Genomic DNA, 18,374 nt, shown 5'->3' with positions numbered 1-18,374 from the left:
CCACATCCACCCGGTCGAGCCACTCCTCCGACCCCGACCGCAACACCGACACCAACGACCAGTCCACGAACGGCGCAAGAGCCGCCTCACACTCGCCAACCCGCCCCGCGAACACCGGCGACGAATCCACCAGTTCCGCAGCCATCCCCAACCACTGCGAACCCTGACCAGGGAACACCAAAACGATCCGCCCGGAGGACCGCGCCACCCCCGAAACCACACCCGACCCGGACTCCCCGGCGGCCAACATCGCCAACCCGGACGACAACTCCGCACGCCCCGAGGCCAGTACCACCCCCCGGCGCTCCAACACCGAGCGTGACGCGACCAGCGCCCCGGCCAGGTCGGGCAACGGCAGTTCGGGCTCGTCCCGAACGAATTGCCCCAGCCGGGCCGCCTGGGCTCGAAGCCCCTGCCCGCCACGCCCGGAGACGACGAACGGCAGCAGCGCGTCCGGGTCGCCGCGACCCGCTTCCGCAGCGGACTCCGGGCCCGACGCCGCCGTCGGTGCGCTCCCCGTCCCCGGGTCCGCGTCCGGCTGCGGGGTCTCGCCCGCAGCCTGCTCGATGATCAGGTGGGCGTTCGTACCGCTGATCCCGAACGAGGAGACCGCCGCCCGGCGCGGTCGGTCGACCACGGGCCACTCCCGCGCCCGGGTCAACAACTCCACCGCGCCCGCCGACCAGTCGATGTGCGGCGACGGCTCGTCGGCATGCAGGGTCCGCGGCAGGATGCCCGCGCGGATGGCCATCACCGTCTTGATCACGCCGGCGACACCGGCGGCGGCCTGCGCATGGCCGATGTTGGACTTCAACGAGCCGAGATACAGCGGCTGTTCGTCGCCACGGTCACGGCCGTACGTGGCCAGCAACGCCTGCGCCTCGATCGGGTCGCCGAGCGTGGTACCGGTCCCGTGTGCCTCGACCGCGTCGACGTCGGCGGCCGACAGACCGGCGCTCGTCAGTGCCTGGCGGATCACCCGCTGCTGCGAGGGGCCGTTCGGCGCGGTCAGCCCGTTGCTGGCACCGTCCTGATTCACCGCGGAGCCCCGAACCACGGCAAGGACCCGGTGGCCGTGGCGCTCCGCGTCCGAGAGCCGCTCCACCAGCAGTACACCGACGCCCTCGGACCAGCCCGTGCCGTCCGCGGCGGCGGAGAACGCCTTGCACCGGCCGTCGGGCGACAGACCCCGCTGGCGGCTGAATTCGACGAACATGCCCGGCGTGGACATCACCGTCACGCCGCCGGCCAGCGCCATCGAGCACTCGCCGCCGCGCACGGCCTGCACCGCGAGATGCAGGGCCACCAGGGACGACGAGCACGCCGTGTCCACGGTGACCGCGGGCCCCTCGAAACCGAAGGTGTAGGCGAGGCGTCCGGAGACGACGCTGCCGGTGTTGCCGGTGAGCAGGTAGCCCTCGGAGCCGTTGGCTGCCTCGTCGAGCCGCGCGCCGTAGTCCTGGTTCATCGCGCCGACGAACACACCGGTTCGGCTGCCGCGCAGCTCGGCCGGGTCGATCCCGGCCCGCTCGAACACCTCCCAGGAGGTCTCCAGCAACAACCGCTGTTGCGGATCCATCGCCAACGCCTCACGCGGCGAGATCCCGAAGAACTCGGCGTCGAAGTCGGCGACGCCGTGCAGGAAGCCGCCGTGCCGGGCGTAACTGGTGCCGGCTTTCGCCGAGTCGGGGTCGTAGAGTCCCGCCAGGTCCCAGCCTCGGTCGTCCGGGAACGGCGTGATGGCCTCCCCGCCGGCGGCCACCAGGCGCCACAGATCCTCGGGCGAGGCGATCCCGCCGGGCAGTCGGCAGGCCATGCCGACGATGGCGATCGGGTCGTCGTCGGTCGGTGATCCGGCCGCCTGCTTCGTCCCGCTTCCGGGCGCGGACCCGGCGACGGCGGTCGGGTCGGCCGCCGACTGCCCTCCCGTGGCCTCCGCGATCAGGGCGGTGAGGTGGCGGACGACGGCGACCGGCGTGGGGTGGTCGTAGGCGAGCGTGGTCGGCAGCCGGAGCCCGGTGTCGGTGTTGATGCGATTGCGGAATTCGACGGCGCTCGGCGAGTCCAGGCCCAGTGCCTTGAACGTCTGCTCGGCGTCGGCCGGGCCCAGCGCGCGGCGGCCCAGCACGGTCGCGGCATGGGCGAACGTCAGTTCGCGGATCGCCTGTTCCCGCTCCTCCGGGGGCAATGCCGCCGGCCCGCCGACCGGTGCGGACGGCCGCGACCCGTCGTCGGTGGGCGCGTCGACCGCGGAGCCCAGCCAGTGGCGTTCGCGCTGGAACGCGTAGGTCGGCAGGTCGACCCGGCAGGCCCCGGCGACGAGGGCGGGGTGCCAGTCGACGGCGACCCCGCGGACGTGGGCTTCGCCCAGGGCGGTGCGAAAGCGCTCGGAGCCACCCTGGTTGCGGCGCAACGTGCCGAACGCGGCGGCGTCGGACCCGGTGTCCTCGATCGTCTCCAGGATGCCGGTGGTCAGGACCGGATGGGCGCTGGACTCGATGAAAACGTCGTGGCCCAGGCGCAGGAGCGTGCGCACGGCCTGGTCGAAGCGCACGGTCTTGCGCAGGTTGGTGTACCAGTACCCGGCGTCCAGGGCGGCGGTGTCCAGGAGTTCGCCGGTCACCGACGAGCAGAAGGGGATGTGCGAGGTACGGGGCCGGATCCCGGCCAGGGCCCGCAGCAGGGTTTTCCGGGTTTTGGTGACCTGGGCGGAGTGCGAGGCGTAATCGACCGGTACGCGCCGTGCCCAGGTGCCCTGTGCCTCGCAGATGGCCAGGAATTCGTCCAGGGCGCCCTGCGCGCCCGAGACGATCACCGACGCCGGACTGTTGATCGCGGCGATCGAGAGTCGTTTCTTGAACGGGGCGATCAGTTCGGTGATCCGGTCGGCCGAGACGCCGACCGAGACCATGCCGCCTCGGCCGGACAGGTCGAGGATGGCCTTGCTGCGCAACGCGACGACGGTCGCGCCGTCCTCCAGCGAGAGCGCGCCGGCGACGCACGCGGCGGCGATCTCGCCCTGGGAGTGCCCGACCACGGCGGCGGGGCGCACCCCGAAGGAGGCCCAGAGTCCGGCGAGCGAGACCATCACCGCCCAGAGCACGGGCTGCACGACGTCGACCCGCTCCAGCCAGTCCTCGGAGTCCGAGCGCAGGGTCGCGGTCAACGACCAGTCGACGTGCGGCGCGAGTGCCGCCTCGCAGTCGGCGATCCGCGCGGCGAAAGCCGGTTCGGAGTCGAGCAGATCCGCGGCCATGCCGAGCCACTGCGAGCCCTGGCCGGGGAAGACCAGCACCGGGCGCGCGGTGGATCGGGCCCGGCCGGCCACCACGCCCGGCGCCGGTTCGCCGGCGGCGAGCGCGGTCAGGCCCTCGACCAGGTCGGCCCGGCCGCCGGCGATCACCACGCCGCGGTGGGCGAGCAACGAGCGTGTCGACACCAGCGAATGGGCGAGGTCGGGCAGGTCGAGTTCCGGCCGGTCGGTGACGAAGCGGGCGAGTCGGGCGGCCTGTGCGCGCAGCGCCGAGTCGGTGTGGCCGCAGACGAGCAGGGGCAGGGGGCCCGCCGCGGGACCGGGGGTCGCGCCGGCCGGGGCCGGAGTCCCCTGCTCGACCACGGTGTCGGCGTCGGTGAGCACGACGTGGCAATTCGTCCCGCCCATGCCGAACGAGCTCACTCCGGCGATCCGCGGCCCGGCCGCGGCCGGCCAGGCGATCGGCTCGGTCTGCACCGTCAGGCGCAGTTCGGCCAACGGGATGTCGGGATTGGGCTCCACGTGGTTCAGCGAGGCCGGGATCTCCCGGTGGGAGACCACCAGGGCGGCCTTGACCAGTCCGATCACCCCGGCCGCGGCCTCCAGGTGGCCGACGTTGGTCTTCACCGAGCCGACCGGAAGGGGCCGGTCGGGCTCGCGCGCGGCGCCGAGCACGGCGCCCAGCGCGGCGGCCTCGATCGGGTCCCCGAGCCGGGTGCCGGTTCCGTGCAACTCGACGTAGCCGACCCGGGCCGGGTCCACGTCCGCCTGCCGGTACGCCCGGCGCAGCACGTCCTGTTGTGCGCTCGCGCTGGGTGCGGTGAGCGTCTGGCCGCCGCCGTCGTTGTTGACGGCGCTGCCGCGCAGCAGGCAGTGGATCCGGTCGCCGTCCGCGAGCGCGCGCCGCAGGGGCTTGAGCACCACCACGGCGCCGCCTTCGCCGCGGACGTAGCCGTTGGCCCGGGCATCGAAGGTGTAGCAGCGTCCGTCCGGTGACAGTGCGCCGAAACGTTCCATGCGTTCGGTGGACTGCGGGGTCAGGATCAGGTTCACCCCGCCGGCCAGGGCCGTCTCGGACTCGCCGGAGCGCAGGCTCTCGCAGGCCATGTGCACGGCGACCAGGGAGGAGGACTGGCCGGTGTCCACGGTCAGGCTGGGGCCGCCCGCGCGCAGGAAGTAGGAGACCCGGTTGGCGATGATGCTGCGGTGCAGGCCGGTGGTGCTGTGCGCGGTCACCGCGTCCGGACCGTCGGCCTGGAGCAGCAGCGAGTAGTCGTCGGAGAAGGCGCCGACGAACACGCCGGTGCGGGTGCCCGCCAGCGTGTCGGCCACGGTGCCGGCGTCCTCCAACGCCTCCCAGCTCAGTTCGAGCATCAGCCGCTGGTGCGGGTCCATGGCGGCGGCCTCGCGCCCGGAGATGCCGAAGAAGGCCGGGTCGAAGCCGTCGACGGAGGCGAGGAAGGATCCCCGACCCGATACGCCGCCGATGCCGGCGCGGTCGGCGGCGGGCGGCGCCACGGTGTCGGCGCCCGCGCGCAGGAGCCGCCACAGGTCCGCCGGGCCGTCCACCCCCGGCAGCCGACACGCCATGCCGACGACGGCGATCGGCTCGTGCCGGTCCGGACCGGAACCCCGGTTCGCGGACGAGTCGTTGCCCAGGCGGTCCCCACGTACCATGTCAAGCCCTTCAGTTCTCAGCCGGTTCGCGGTTGTGGCCCGATGGCCGGGCCGGGACTCACTCGGTGAGCTTGACCGCCCCGGACGGGCAGAGCCTGGCCGCCTCGCGGACGGCCTCGTGGCCTGCGTCGGGCGGCTCCGGCAGCAGCAGCACGACCAGGCCCTCCGTTTCGTCCTGGTCGAAAACCTCCGGTGCCTCCAGCGCGCACATCCCGGCGCCGCAGCACAGGTCGCGGTCCACCTCGATCCGCATCGGCCCGCCTACCAGGCGACCGGCATCGAGGCGACGCCGTAGATCAGCATGGTGTCCCGCATCCGGACCTCTTCCGCGGGAACGGCCAGGTGCAGTCCGGGGAATCGCTCGAACAGGGCCTCGAAGCCGATCCGCATCTCGATGCGGGCCAGTTGTTGGCCGATGCACTGGTGGATGCCGTGTCCGAAGGAGAGTTGGCCGCGGCCGCCGCGGGCGAAGTCCAGGCGGTCGGGGTCGGCGTAGTGCTTGGGATCGCGGTTCGCCGCGAACGCGGACAGGGTGACCGTCTCGCCGGCCTTCATCGGACAGCCCTCGAACTCGAAGTCCTCCAGGACGCCGCGGATCGGGCCGTAGTGGTTGACCGTCAGGTAGCGCATCAGTTCCTCGACGGCGCTCTCCATCGTGGTCTCGCCGGCACGCAGCGCGGCGAGCTGATCGGGGTTGGTGAGCAGGGCGTAGGTGCCCAGCGAGAGCATGTTGGCGGTGGTCTCGTGCCCTGCGGCCAACAGCAGGAAGCAGACGTTGGTGACCTCCTCGACGGTGAGTTCCTCGTGCGCGGCCAGGCCGCCGAGGATGTCGTCGGAGGGGTCCGGGCCGCGGCGCCGTTCGACCAGGCCGGCCAGGTACTTCTGCATCGCCTCCAGGGCGGCGTAGGCCTGTTCGATCGGGGTGTTGGTGTCCTGGATGACGGTGGAGTTGTGTTGGAAGACCTCGCGGTCCTCGTAGGGCACGCCGAGCAGTTCGCAGATCACCAGCGACGGGACGGCCAGCGCGAAGGCGGGTACCAGGTCGACCGGCGGGCCGGCCTGTTCCATGGCGTCCAGCGCGTCGGCGGCGATCTCCCGTACACGGTCCCCGAGTTGGTTCATCCGCCGGAGCGTGAACAGGCCGGTGAGCAGGCGACGGTAGCGGGTGTGCTCGGGCGGGTCGGTGTAGACGAAGAAGCCGGGCTTGGCGGCGGTGGGCTCCTGCGATTGGATCGGCGAGCGCAGCAGGTCCTTGCGCGAGCTGAAACGCAGGTCGGCCAGGGCCGCCCGGACCTGGTCGTAGCCGGTGATCAGCCAGCCCTCGCTGCCGTCGGGGTACAACAACCGGTCGACCGGGCAGGCCCGTTGCCGTTCGAGCAGTTCCGGCGGCGGGTCCAGGGGCGTGGTGCGCGTGACGGGCAACGGCTTGGCCTGGGCCGGAACCTCGGTCATGTCGTGATCCTTCCTGTCGGCGGTGTATCGCGGTCTCCGGCGGTGCCGGTGCCAGGCGTGGTCCGCGGCACCGGTGACGCCCGGTGCCGCGCCTGTGGTGGTGCGGTCAGCCGAGCACCCTCATGTCGGTATCGCCCCACAACGCACGGAAGTCGCCCACCAGGCCGTCGTCGCGGAAGCGGACGATCCCGATGATCGAGATCTCGATCCGCTTCGGATAACTGCGTGGGCTCAGTTCGATGGTGGCGGGCAGCACGACGGTCTCGCCGTCGTGGGCGGCGACCGGCGTGCCGGGGCGTTCCCGGGCCCGGTCGTCGACGATGGCCCGGGTGATGTGCGCGCGCAGAGCGTCCCGGCCCACCTGCTCGCCGGAGCCGACCGGATCCTCGAATACCACGTCGGGGGCGAACAGTTCGAGGACGCCCTCGACGTCGCCGGCGTTCATCCTGCGGCAGTACTCCAGTGCCAGGGCCTTACGAGTCACCTCGTCGGGCACGCCGACTCCTTCCGGGCGGGTCAACGGCGAAGGCGCGGGCGCGAAGGCCCGCGCCGGACCGGGAAGCCGGTCTCACACAGGACCCAGTGTTCGATCGCCCTTGCGGACGACACCACCCCTGTTTCCGACCCCTGTCCACCCCGGGGGTCGTCCCCGTGGGCCGCCGACCTGCGTGGGAGCAAAACCGGGCCGGCGCGTTCCGGCGGCCGGGCAACGTCGCCCCATCGGTCGAACCTGCCCGCAAAATCGGCGAGTTCGTCGGTGCGCCGAAGTGTTTCGTGTCACTGCAAGGCCCGCGTCAAGGAGTCTCGAACGTCGCCCGAATCCCTGTTAACGTGATCTGACGGTAACCGTCGACATGCGCAGCGCGACCCCTGGCCAGGGAGTCGGCGGCAGATCGCATGGTCGACGTCCGGAACGTCGGTGCTACAGCGTGGTACCCCTCGACGTTTTCGTGTCCCCATCACTGCTGTGAAGGAAGGTACATGGAGACCATCGTGCGCCCTCATCGTCTGCACACCCCGTCCACGAGACTCGCGCCGCCTCCGTCCCCACACCCACGACATCGCCAGGCACCGACCGGCACCGTCCGTGACGAGACCAAGACGTGAACACTCGGGAGCGTTCACATGCGGCGGCCGTACTGGCCGAACTCCTCGACGGCGCACTCGCGGGAGAAAGCGGAATCGCCGTCGTCGGTGCCTCCGTGGCCATGGGCAAGACCACACTGCTGGCCACGTTCACTCATCGGGTGCGGGCCGCGGGCGGCCTGGTCCTACCAGCCGTGGCGTCCGAGTCGGAGGCGGGCATCCCATTGGGGGTGATCGGCCAACTACTCCAGGAGGCTTCGTTGTCGCCCCCGGTCCGCGATCGGGTGGGCCGACTGCTCGCGACCGGCCGGGCGCAGATGACGGCCGCGCCGCACGGGCCGCCGGGCCGACTGTCCGCGGCGGACGCCGAGATCGTGGAGTCCCTGTGCACGGTCCTGCTCGGCCTGGCCGGGCCTCGACCGCTGGCCATCGTGGTGGACGACGTCCACCATGCCGACCCGGCCTCGCTCGCGTGTCTCGCCTATCTGGCGCGCCGCATGCACAACACACCGCTGCTCGCGGTGTTCACCCACCACGACGCGGCGAACGACCGATGCGCGGACTTCGTCGAGCAGTTGCTCCGGCTGCCGCATGCCCGCGGGGTGCATCTGGCGCCGCTCGACGTGGACCGGGTGCGGGCCGCGGCGGTGGCCAGGCTCGGCGCGGACCGGGCGGAGCAGGTCACGGCCCGGGCGCTGTGGCTGAGCGGCGGCAATCCGCTGCTGCTGGACGGGGTCCTGGACGACTTCCGGCTCGGCGGGCACGCGACGTCCCCGGGCTATGCCCGGGCGCTGCTCTCGTGCGTGCATCGCAGCCCGGCGCCCACGGCGGCGGTGGCCCAGGCACTGGCCGTGCTGGGCACCCCGGAACCGATCGCCCGATTACTGGGACTGGCGTCCGGTACGGTGACGCGGTGCCTGACGGTGCTCGACGCCTCGGGCGTTCTGGACGGGGGTCGCTTCCGCCATCCCGCGGCGGCGGCGGCGATGTTGACGGGCCTCGGCCCCGAGGCCACGGCGGCACTGCACCGGGACGCGGCGGAGTTGACGTACGCGGAGGGCGCCACCACCACCGTCGTCGCCGAGCATCTCCTGGCGGGCCGAGGGGTGCGTACACCCTGGGCGGTACCGGTACTCGACGCGGCGGCCTCGTCGGCGCTGTCCGAGGGCCGGGGCACCAGGACAGTCGACTATCTGCGCCTGGCCTGCACGTTGAGCGCCAACGCGGGTGAACTGGCCCGAACCAGGGCGGCGTTGCTCCAGGCGGAGCGGCGGATGGAACCGGGCATTCCGGAACGACAGATCCCCGATCTCCTCCAGGCGGTGCGCACCGGCTGCCTGGGCAGCGGCGAAACCCTGGCGGTGATCCGGGCGCTGTTGTGGACCGGTCGTTTCGAGGCCGCCACCGAGGCGTTGCGGCATCTGACCGACTCGGGTCGGGCCACGACCCCGGAGACGGCGATGGAGTTGCGCGCCGCCCGGATGTGGATGCGCTGCTCGTACACCCCGTTGCTGGGTCTGTTGCCCAGTGCCGGTGAGGACGAGGGCGAGTTGCCCGGCCTGCCCTCGACGACCGAAAGTCGCCGTCGCTACGACGCGGCGACGGTGCTCGACTCGGTGCTGACCAAGGGCTTTTCCGACCGCGCGGTGCCCAAAGCGGAAAGGATTTTGCACGGCACCCGTCTGCACGGCACCGATCTGGACACGATCGAGTGCGCGTTGCTCGCGTTGACCTACGCGGAGCGCCCCGCGCTGGCGCTGCCGCACTGCGACGAACTGATCGTCACCGCGCAGGAACGCGGCGAACCCGGCAGCGAGGCCCGACTGCACGCGCTGCGGGCTGAGATCTGCATCCGCCTGGGTGATTTGCCCGGGGCCGTCACGCACGCGACCAAGTCCTTCGACGTGGTTCCGATCGGCGAGTGGGGAGCGGCGGTCGGCTTGCCGTTGGCCAGCATGCTGATCGCGCTCACCTCGATGGGGCGTCACGACGAGGCCGCGGAACTGCTCTATCTGCCGATCCCGGACCGCATGCTCCAGAGCCGACCGGGCCTGCACTACCTGCATGCGCGCGGCCGGTACAGCATGGCGGTCCGGGACTGGGACGGGGCGCTGTCGGATTTCCGGGGCTGCGGCGAGCTGATGGCCCGCTGGGGCATGGACGTGCCGGGGCTGATCGCGTGGCGCAACGATGCCGGTGAGGCGTGGTTGCGGATGGGCGAGCGCGATCGGGCCCGGACGATCCTGGAGGAGCAGTTGAGCCGCAGCGAGCACGGCGGTTCACCACGCACCCGCGGGGCGACGCTGCGCCTGCTGGCGGCGACCCACGAACCGCACCGGCGGCTGGCGCTGTTGCGGCAGGCCGTCGACGCGTTGCAGGAGAGCGGGGACCGTTACGAGTTGGCCCGCGCGCTGGCCGACCTCACGGACATGTACAACGCCGTGGGCGAGACGCGGCGGGCCCGGGTGATCGGCTCGCAGGCGAAGATCATCGCGGACAAGTGCCAGGCGGAACCGCTGAGCAGGCTGCTGCCCGCGGACCGTGACCGCCCCGACGCCGAGCCCAAGGGTCCGGCCGCGTTGCTCACCGACGCGGAGCAGCGCGTCGCCGACCTGGTGGCGCTGGGCCATACGAACAGTGAGATCGCCAAACTGCTCTACATCACGGTCAGTACGGTGGAGCAACATCTGACGCGCATGTATCGCAAGGTCGGGGTCAACGACCGGGCGCAACTGGCCTCGGCGCTGTTCACCGGTCCGCACACCCAGGCAATCGGGGCCTGACGAGCGGAGCTTGGACGATCGGGGCCGGGAACGACACGGCACAGCGCACCGCGACAGGCGCCCGGCCGGAATTCGGTCGGGCACCTGGGCGGTGTTCCGTGGGTGTTCCCCGGGCGCTCCGGCGACCGTTGCCCGGCGCCGGTGGGCGGATGCGAGTCAGGCGAGCAGATCGCGGCGACGGAAGGCGGTCACCGCCGCGGCGACGCCGACCAGGGCCAGGGCGCCCATGACGACCAGCGGCGTGGCCGGGACCGCGTTGCCGGGGAGCTTGGGCACGTGGCTGAAGGGCGAGAGGTCCAGGACGTACTGGCTGACCTTCAACTGGGGGCCGACCAGGGTCAGGAAGGCGAACAGGCCCAGCAGTCCCCATCCGGCGGCGGTCCAGCGGGGAACCGCGGCGAACAACAACACGGCGAGTGCCACGATCAGCAGTACGGCCGGGAGTTGCACGAACACGGCGCCGAAGACCCGGCCGAGCGTGGCCGCCACGTCGTGCGCGCCCAGCCCTGCGGACAAACCCATGCCGAATCCCGCGGCGACCAGGATCAGCACCGCACCGAGCACCGCGAACACCAGGTGGCCGAGCAGCCAGCGCGCGCGGCTCGGCGTGCCGGCGAAGACGAGTTCGATCCGGCCGGCGGCCTCCTCCGCCCGGGCCCGGACGATCACGGTGAGCGCGAAGACGGCCGCCATGATCCCGAACACGCCCACCACGGAGGACACATACGCGTCGGCCATGTCCTGTGAGCCGCCCAGATCGGCCATGATCTCGCGTACCCGGTCGCTGTCCGTGAGGACGTCGACGTCGCGGACGAAGGAGCCGAAGACCAGCGCCGCGGTGAGCACGCCGAGCGTCCAGCCGAGCATCGAGACGCGGTGCATGCGCCAGGCGAGGCCGAGGGTGCCGCGGGTGTCGGCACCCCCGTGCGCGGGTCCGGGCCGGGCGGGCAACACCCCGGAGCCGAAGTCCCGCGCGTTCAACAGTCGCAGCGCCACCACGATCAGCACGGTCGCGGCAACCGCGGGCACCGCCAGCACCCACCACCGGTCGCCCGCGTAGGGCCGCACCTCCTCGGTCCAGCCGATCGGCGAGATCCACAACAGCCACTCGGCGCCGTGGCTCATGTCGCCCACCGCACGCACCAGGTAGAACGCGCCGAGCAGGGTCAGCGAGACCGCGTTCGCGGTGCGCGAGGACTCGAAGAGCTGGGCGCAGACCGCCGCGATGCCGGTGAAGGCGATGCCGCAGGCCGCGATCGACAGGCCGAGGGCGAACGCACCGGCCGCCGGCAGGCCGACCAGGGGCAGTACGCCGCCGATGACCACGCCGACGGCGAGATTGACCGAGATCACCAGTTGCAGTGCGGCGACCAGTGGCGCCGCCCGGTCCACGACGCCCGCGGCGACCAGTTCCTGACGGCCCGTCTGTTCCTCCGCCCGGGTGTGCCGGACGACGAGGAGAATGGACATCACCGCGGCCAGGACGGCGCCGAGCACCGCCGAGCGCCACGTGGTGATGGCTCCGGGAGAGGTGTCCAGGATCCGGCCGTAGAGCGCGGCGGCGCCGGACGCGGCCCGGATGCCGTCGACGAACTCTTGCCGCGACGCCTGGTCGGGGAAGAGGCCCTTGATGCTGTAGGCGGTCGAGGCCGCGCTGCCGATCAGGGCGTACGCCCACAGGGGCAGGATGATCCGGTCCCGGCGGGAGGCGAGCTTGGACAACTCGCGCAGGCCGGCGAGCCCGCCGCTCACTGCTTGTCCCCGGAGTAGTAGCGCATGAACAGTTCTTCCAGCGTGGGCGGCCGGCTGGTCAACGACTCCAGGCCCGCGTCGGTGAGCAGGCGCAGCGTCTTCTCCAACGCGTCCGGATCGACCTGGAAGCTCACCGAGCGCCCGTCGACCTGTAGTTCGTGCACACCTCCGATGGCGTCCAGGTTGCCCGGCGACCGGAACACCGTCGCGGTGATGGTGGTGCGCGAGAGGTGGCGCAGGTCGTCGAGCGAGCCGGAGTCGACCCGGCGTCCCTCGCGGATGATCGAGACTCGGTCGCAGAGCTCCTCGACCTCGCTGAGGATGTGGCTGGAGAGCAGGACGGTCGCGCCGCGCTCCTTGGCCTCGGCCACGCACGAGCCGAAGACCGCCTCCATCAGCGGGTCCAGGCCGGAGGTCGGCTCGTCGAGGATGAGCAGTTCGGCCTCGGAGGCCAGGGCGGCGACGAGCGCCACCTTCTGTCGGTTGCCCTTGGAGTAGGCCCGGCCCTTCTTCTTGGGGTCCAGTTCGAACCGCTCCACGAGGGCGTCGCGACGGGCCTTGTCCAGGCCGCCGCGCATCGAGCCGAGCAGGTCGATCGTCTCGCCCCCGCTCAGATTGGGCCACAGGCTCACGTCGCCGGGCACGTAGGCCAGTCTTCGGTGCAGCGCCGTGGCCTCCTGCCAGGGGTCGCCGCCGAACAGGGTGACGGTGCCGCCGTCCCGGCGCAGCAGGCCCAGCAGGATGCGGATCACGGTGGACTTGCCCGCGCCGTTGGGGCCGAGCAGTCCGTGCACCTCGCCCTGGGCCACCTGTAAGTCCAGCCCGTCCAGGGCGACTGCCTGCCCGAACCGTTTCTGCAGCCCTGTGGTGCAGATCACGTCGATTGCGTTCACCCCCCGGATGCTACTGTTACTTCACGTGTTTGTGAAGCTTCATAACGTAATGTATATACGCCCGCAGGCTCCCGCCGAGGGCGACCCACCGACGCGGCGGAGGAGCTGATGGGCGTGGCTGACGGCCGGGACGAGGAGGCCGCGCGGCACTTCATCGAACAGATGGCGATGTTGTTCGCCGACTGGGGTTTCCCCAGGATGAGCGCCCGCGTACTGATCACCTTGATGGCCGCCGAGGAGCGCGGGTTGACCGCCGGCGAGCTGGCCGACCGGCTGGCCGCGAGCCCCGCCGCGATTTCGGGCGCGGTCCGCTACCTCGCCCAGGTCGGACTGGTCACCCGCGAGTCGGTCCTGGGTTCGCGCAGCGATCTGTACCTGCTGCCCGACGACGCCTGGTACACCGGCACCGCGACCAAGCAGGCGCTGTTCGCCCAGCTCATCGCCGCCACCGACAAGGGCATCGGACCGCTCGGCGGCCCCGGCACGAAGGCGGGTGCCCGGATGGCGGAGATGCGGGACTTCTTCGCCTTCGCCCAGCAGGAGATGGCGGGCGTGCTGGAGAAGTGGCAGGCCCTGCGCGGCAAGCCGCCGGCGCGGTCGTGACCCGCTCCCGACTTCGGCCCGCACCGCCGTCTCGTCCCTGCCGGTTCGGCACGGGCAGCGGTCGGAAAATCCGATGAGGGGGGCCGGCGGTCCGCTCTAGGATGATCGCCGCAGTGTCGCCGAGCGGACAGAGACGAAACGAACCATGAACACGCCGACGGGCCTTTCGCGTCAGGTCCTGATCTTCGACGCCGACGACACGTTGTGGGAGAACAACGTCCTGTTCGAGCGGGTCATCGAGGACTGGCTCGACTGGCTCGACCACCCCACGCTCGACCGGACCGAGATCCGCGCGATGCTCAACGACATCGAGGCCGCGAACGCGATCACGCACGGCTACGGCAGCAAGATGTTCCTGCGCAGTCTGGGCGAGACGGTGGCGCGGCTGCACGCGCGGCCGGCCACCGAGGCGGAGCTGCGCCACATCGGGCAACTCGCGGTCGCACTGCTGGAGAACCGGATGGAACTGGTTCCCGGCGTGGTCGAGACGCTCACCACGCTCGGCGCGCGCCACGACCTGATGTTGCTCACCAAGGGCGACACCGAGGAGCAACAGCGCAAGATCGACGCGTCCGCGCTGGCGCACCACTTCCGCAGCGTGCACATCGTGCCGGAGAAGGGCGTCGACGCCTACCTCGATCTCACCCGTGCGCACGGGCTGGTGCCGGAGACGACCTGGATGATCGGCAACTCCCCCAAGTCGGACATCCTTCCCGCGCGCGGCGCGGGGCTGGGCGCGGTGTTCATCCCGAACGCGCACACCTGGGTCCTGGAGCAGAGCGAGTTGGACCCGCACGACGATCGGGTGCTCACGCTGACCGCGTTCCCCGAGTTGCTGAAGCACTTCTGATGGCGACGAACCGGCCGGGCGGCCCGTCCGTGTCCTGTGTGTTCATCTGCCACGACGGGGCCGGGCGGGTGTTGTTGGCGCGTCGCTCGGCGGCGGCCCGGGACGAGGCCGGCACCTGGGACACCGGTGCGGGCGCGTTGGAGTGGGGCGAGACGTTCGAGCGTGCGGTGGCCCGCGAGGTGCGCGAGGAGTACTCGACCGAGGCGTTGTCGATCGAGACGATCGGGGTGCGCAACGTGCTGCGCGGGGACCCGGTCGCCTCGCACTGGGTCGCGGTGGTGTTCGCGGTCGAGGTCGAGCCGGGGCGGGTCGCCATCGGCGAGCCGCACAAGTTCGACGCGCTGGAGTGGTTCGCGCCCGACGCCCTGCCGACCCCGCTGCACTCGCAATGCGCGGCCGGCCTGGCCCTGTTCCGGGATCGGCTCGACCGGACTCGATAGCCGGGTCGGCTCGGGCCGGCACCGTCGCGGCGGGCGGTGCGGGCTCAATGGCCCTGGGGCATGCCGCCCGGGTCGGCGTGCGCGGCCAGGTCCTGTTCGATCATCGCGTCCGGACCGGCCGCGATCCGCGCGGCCAACAGGCGTTCGTTGGACGCCTGTTGCTCGGTTCCGTCGTACGGTGTGCGGTGCTCGAAGTGCAGGCAGCTCCAGGATCGATCGAGCTGCCGGCCGCGGCGCAGCCGGGTGTGCGCGGCGACCTTCGCGAGCAGGTCGACGTCCTCGCCGCCCCAGCCCAGATATCGCGGGCAGTACCCGCCCACCCCGTCGAAGGTCCGGCGGTCCACCAGCATCGCGCCCCACTGGTAGGGCGCGCGCCACAACCGGCTGTGGGGTCCGTAGGGCGCCCGCGCCCGCGGCGGCGGCAACGCCCGCGGGGTGGCGCCCTCCGGTGCCCCGGCCCGCGGCGGATCCCAGACCAGCCGCTCGTCCGGGAACCCGCGCAGCACGCCGTCCGGGTCCTCCCGGACGAAGCAGAACGGGTCCTCGCCCACCGGCACCAGGTCCACCGCGGCCCACCCGACGGGCAGTTCGGCGGCGCCGACGAGCCGGTACATCCACGGCTGGGCCAGCGCCCCGCCGGCCGCCAGCTCCAGCGCGCGGGCCACGAAGTCGCGCCCGAGCGGAGCCACATCGGCATCGGTCAGGTACAGCACCGGCGCCCTGGCCCGAGCCGCCGCCACGTTGCGCAGCAACCCGGCGGCCAGGCTCGTCTCGGGGGCCCGGATCACCCGCACCCGGCGACGCGCGTCCAAATCCGGCGGTACGACCGGCACCGCGTCGCCGGCCGTCGCCAGCACCACCTCGCAGCACACGCTCTGCGCCAGCCACGCCGCCGCGACCGAGGCGAACACCCCGCGCGCCTCGTGGTCGCCGTAGAGCGGGACGACGACGCTCACTTCCGGCATTCCCGATCTCCCCTCACCCGATCGCACGGCACCTCCCCGGATCCGACCCGCACGCCGAGCAGGTGCGCGTCGGCGGCGGCTGGATCCGGGTCGGCACCACGCCCGCGGGGGTTCACGTGCGTGGCGTGCCCGGTCACGAGCCACGGCCTGCACCGGGTCACGGCATCGAGGCGCGGGAGGTCCCCGGCTCGACGAGGCGCGAATCTCCAGAGGATCGGGCGGGCCGTGCTCGACCCGACTGCCAGGTGTACCGGGACGGCGACATCACGGTCAAGAGTCCTCCCGTCACACATGGTGCACATCGACGCCCGGAATCGTTGCCTCCGGGCGAATCGGGCGAATCCCCGGGCCCGGCGCGCCGCGCGTCACTCCATCGCGGGCCCGGAGAACAACAGGCCCGTCAGCGACCGGAAGGTGCCCGCCGGATCGGCTCCCGCCGGGATGCCACCGGACAGGCACAGGGTGGCGTAGCCGTGCGCGAGCGACCACGCGGCGAGCACCGCCTGGTCCGGATCGCCCCGGCGCTCGGCCGGCACCCCCGCGACGCCGCCGCGCAACGACTCACCGGCCCGGGCCCGCTGCCGCAGCAGTTCCGGGTCGGCGCCGTCGACCGCGTGCGGACGGTTCATCACCTCGAAGTGCGCGGGATGCGCGAGCGCGAAGCGCACGTAGCGCACGCCGAGTTCGCGCAGGGCGTCCGCGTCGCCGGGCACGGCCTCGGCGAGCGCGTCGGCGAGCAGGCCGTAGCCCTCGGCGGCGATCGCGGTGAGCAGCCCGGTCTTGTCGCCGAAGTGGTGCGCGGGGGCGGCGTGCGACACGCCCGCGCGGCGGGCCAGATCGCGCAGGCTGATCGCGCCGATGCCGTCCGAGGCCACCACGTCCAGCGCGGCGGCGAGTACGGCGCGGCGCAGATCGCCGTGGTGATAGGGGCGTCCAGTGCTCATGGGTCGATGCTACCCGGGATCTAGGCATTGACAAGTTTGCAGCACGAGAGCAATCTTGTCAGTGACAAGTTGCCCGCCGGGCGAGCCGCTCGGAAGTCGGAAAGAGGACTGCACGACATGAGCACGACGAACGAGACGAACGAAACGAACAAGGCCCTGGACGCCGTGCTGGTCCGCCGGATATGGCAGACCCTGGAGCCGTTGCACGCGCTGCACTACTACTCGCCGAAGATGTTCGAGGAGTTCGCGGCGCTCGGCTACGCGGTGGACGAACGATGGCCGGCCTACTTCGCGATGCGTGCCGCGGCCCTCGGGACGGCCTCCGCCGAGTTGGTCACCTCGACCTTCTACAGCTTCAGCCCGGCAATGGTCGCCCGGTACGTGCCGAGGGTCTGGTCGATCGCCGACCCCGCCGACGTGCTCGCGGCCCGGCTGCGCGCGGTCGACGCCACGCTGCGCTCGGCGCTCGGCGAGCGGGTGCACGCGCCGGAGATCGCCGAGGCCGCCGCGCTGACCCGGCGGGTGGCCGAGGCCGCCGACACCGTCGGTCGCCCGCTGGCCGCCGCGCATGCCGCACTCCCGTGGGCGGACGAGCCGCACCTGGTGTTGTGGCAGGCGATCACCCGGCTGCGTGAACACCGGGGCGACGGGCACATCGCGGCGCTGCTGGCACACCGTCTGGACGGCGTCGAGGCGCTCGTCTCGCACAGCGCCGCCGGTGCCGCTCCGGCCGAGGTGTTCGCAAGCCGACAGTGGAGCGCCGACGAGTGGGACGCGGCGCGCGGGCGCCTGGTCGCCCGGGGGTGGCTGAACGCCGACGGCACGGCCACCGAGGCGGGTCGCAGCGGCCGCGACTCGGTCGAGGCGCTGACCGACGAACTCGCCGCCCGGCCCTGGGAATCGATCGGCGCCGCCGAGGCGGCTCGACTGGCCGACCTGATCCTGCCCGCCGTGCTGGACACGATCGGCACCGGCCTGCTCCCGATGCAGTCCACGCTCGGAATCGGCATGAGCTATCCGCACCAGGGCTGATCGCGGGCCCACGAACGGTCCCGCCGCCGGCCGCCGCGACCGGCGGCGCGGGTGGGATGTGTGGTCAGCGCGGGCCCCTTCGCCCCGGGCCCGGCGTGGATCCGGGCTTGGTCGGCGGCCGGCTGCCCGGCTTGCCGCGGATCGGCCGGCCGACGGGTCGGTCCGCCCGCACCACCGCGGGCCGCGCGGCGTCGGCGGCGGGCTCCGGTACCGCCGGATCGGCCCGTCCGGCTTGCGCCTGTGACACCGCCTGCGCCTGCGCCTCGCGGAGGCCGTGTTCGATCGCGTGCAACGTCGCCCCCAGCCGGGCCGGTTGTGCGGCGGCGGCCGCCGCCCCGTGCGGCAGCTCGGTGCAGCCGACCAGGCGTCCCGAGCCCGCGAACGGGCGCAGTTCCACCTGCCGGGTGCCACCCGGTTCGAACCGAATCGAGGTACCCGCCGCGATGTTCGGCCGCATCCCGAAGGTCGCCGCCCGGTCGAAGACCAGCGTCGGGTCGACCTCGAAGAAGTGGAAGTGCGACCCGACCCGGATCGCGCGGTCGCCGGTGTTGCGCACCGCCACGATCGAGGTGCGGCGATCCGCCGCCGCCTCGGCCGGGTGATCGCGGTAGAGGTAGCGCTGTGGTTGGGCCGTGACCATGGGC

At 72.2% G+C, this 18,374-nt stretch carries 14 protein-coding genes; 5 read left to right on the top strand and 9 right to left on the bottom strand.

Annotated features, from left to right (window positions below; translation table 11 throughout):
• From ABZ374_RS38090 to ABZ374_RS38075, 4 genes are all read right to left on the bottom strand, one after another.
• Nucleotides 1–4,930, bottom strand: a 4,930-nt coding sequence (locus ABZ374_RS38090; RefSeq protein ID WP_360320469.1) for a type I polyketide synthase, incomplete at its 3' end; no start/stop codon positions are given.
• Between the two features lie 58 nt (nt 4,931–4,988).
• The gene (locus ABZ374_RS38085) at nt 4,989–5,183 is read right to left on the bottom strand and encodes a ferredoxin (protein WP_360320466.1); all 195 of its coding nucleotides are present in this window, start codon (nt 5,181–5,183) and stop codon (nt 4,989–4,991) included.
• 8 nt (nt 5,184–5,191) lie between these two features.
• Nucleotides 5,192–6,382, bottom strand: coding sequence for a cytochrome P450 (locus ABZ374_RS38080; RefSeq protein WP_360320463.1), 1,191 nt, complete (start codon nt 6,380–6,382; stop codon nt 5,192–5,194).
• A gap of 106 nt (nt 6,383–6,488) precedes the next feature.
• Nucleotides 6,489–6,878 (bottom strand): nuclear transport factor 2 family protein, encoded by a 390-nt coding sequence (locus ABZ374_RS38075; protein ID WP_360320460.1) that lies wholly within the window; start codon nt 6,876–6,878, stop codon nt 6,489–6,491.
• 607 nt (nt 6,879–7,485) lie between these two features.
• Here ABZ374_RS38075 and ABZ374_RS38070 point away from each other — a divergent pair.
• Nucleotides 7,486–10,251 (top strand): AAA family ATPase, encoded by a 2,766-nt coding sequence (locus ABZ374_RS38070; protein ID WP_360320457.1) that lies wholly within the window; start codon nt 7,486–7,488, stop codon nt 10,249–10,251.
• Between the two features lie 156 nt (nt 10,252–10,407).
• On the opposite strand, the gene ABZ374_RS38065 is transcribed toward ABZ374_RS38070, so the two are convergent.
• Together ABZ374_RS38065 and ABZ374_RS38060 are read right to left on the bottom strand one after the other, a co-directional pair.
• The gene (locus ABZ374_RS38065; protein WP_360320454.1) at nt 10,408–12,003 is read right to left on the bottom strand and encodes an ABC transporter permease; all 1,596 of its coding nucleotides are present in this window, start codon (nt 12,001–12,003) and stop codon (nt 10,408–10,410) included.
• Nucleotides 12,000–12,896, bottom strand: coding sequence for an ABC transporter ATP-binding protein (locus tag ABZ374_RS38060; RefSeq protein ID WP_360320451.1), 897 nt, complete (start codon nt 12,894–12,896; stop codon nt 12,000–12,002). The genes ABZ374_RS38065 and ABZ374_RS38060 overlap by 4 nt, the downstream gene beginning before the upstream one ends.
• 114 nt (nt 12,897–13,010) lie before the next feature.
• Between ABZ374_RS38060 and ABZ374_RS38055 the strand changes: the two genes are divergently transcribed.
• The 3 genes from ABZ374_RS38055 to ABZ374_RS38045 all read left to right on the top strand — a co-directional run bounded on the left by ABZ374_RS38055 (nt 13,011) and on the right by ABZ374_RS38045 (nt 14,789).
• Nucleotides 13,011–13,499, top strand: coding sequence for a MarR family transcriptional regulator (locus tag ABZ374_RS38055; protein ID WP_360320448.1), 489 nt, complete (start codon nt 13,011–13,013; stop codon nt 13,497–13,499).
• Between the two features lie 145 nt (nt 13,500–13,644).
• Nucleotides 13,645–14,349, top strand: coding sequence for an HAD family hydrolase (locus tag ABZ374_RS38050; RefSeq protein ID WP_360320445.1), 705 nt, complete (start codon nt 13,645–13,647; stop codon nt 14,347–14,349).
• Nucleotides 14,349–14,789, top strand: a complete 441-nt coding sequence (locus ABZ374_RS38045; protein ID WP_360320442.1) for an NUDIX domain-containing protein — start codon at nt 14,349–14,351, stop codon at nt 14,787–14,789. The genes ABZ374_RS38050 and ABZ374_RS38045 overlap by 1 nt, the downstream gene beginning before the upstream one ends.
• Before the next feature lie 44 nt (nt 14,790–14,833).
• Here ABZ374_RS38045 and ABZ374_RS38040 read toward each other — a convergent pair whose 3' ends face one another.
• Together ABZ374_RS38040 and ABZ374_RS38035 are read right to left on the bottom strand one after the other, a co-directional pair.
• Entirely contained in the window at nt 14,834–15,754 is a 921-nt protein-coding gene (locus ABZ374_RS38040) for a galactosyltransferase-related protein (RefSeq protein WP_360320439.1), read from the bottom strand.
• Between the two features lie 365 nt (nt 15,755–16,119).
• Nucleotides 16,120–16,698, bottom strand: a complete 579-nt coding sequence (locus ABZ374_RS38035; RefSeq protein WP_360320436.1) for a TetR/AcrR family transcriptional regulator — start codon at nt 16,696–16,698, stop codon at nt 16,120–16,122.
• A 117-nt stretch (nt 16,699–16,815) separates the two neighbouring features.
• Here ABZ374_RS38035 and ABZ374_RS38030 point away from each other — a divergent pair, with 117 nt between their 5' ends.
• On the top strand, nt 16,816–17,730 hold the full coding sequence (locus ABZ374_RS38030; protein WP_360320433.1) for a hypothetical protein: 915 nt from the start codon (nt 16,816–16,818) through the stop codon (nt 17,728–17,730).
• A gap of 64 nt (nt 17,731–17,794) precedes the next feature.
• On the opposite strand, the gene ureB is transcribed toward ABZ374_RS38030, so the two are convergent.
• Nucleotides 17,795–18,370, bottom strand: a complete 576-nt coding sequence (gene ureB, locus ABZ374_RS38025; RefSeq protein ID WP_360320430.1) for an urease subunit beta — start codon at nt 18,368–18,370, stop codon at nt 17,795–17,797.
• Nucleotides 18,371–18,374: the final 4 nt, after the last annotated feature.

Source organism: Embleya sp. NPDC005971, from assembly GCF_040629175.1.
Classification (GTDB): domain Bacteria; phylum Actinomycetota; class Actinomycetes; order Streptomycetales; family Streptomycetaceae; genus Embleya.
This window is presented reverse-complemented; position numbering and strand designations above follow the sequence as displayed.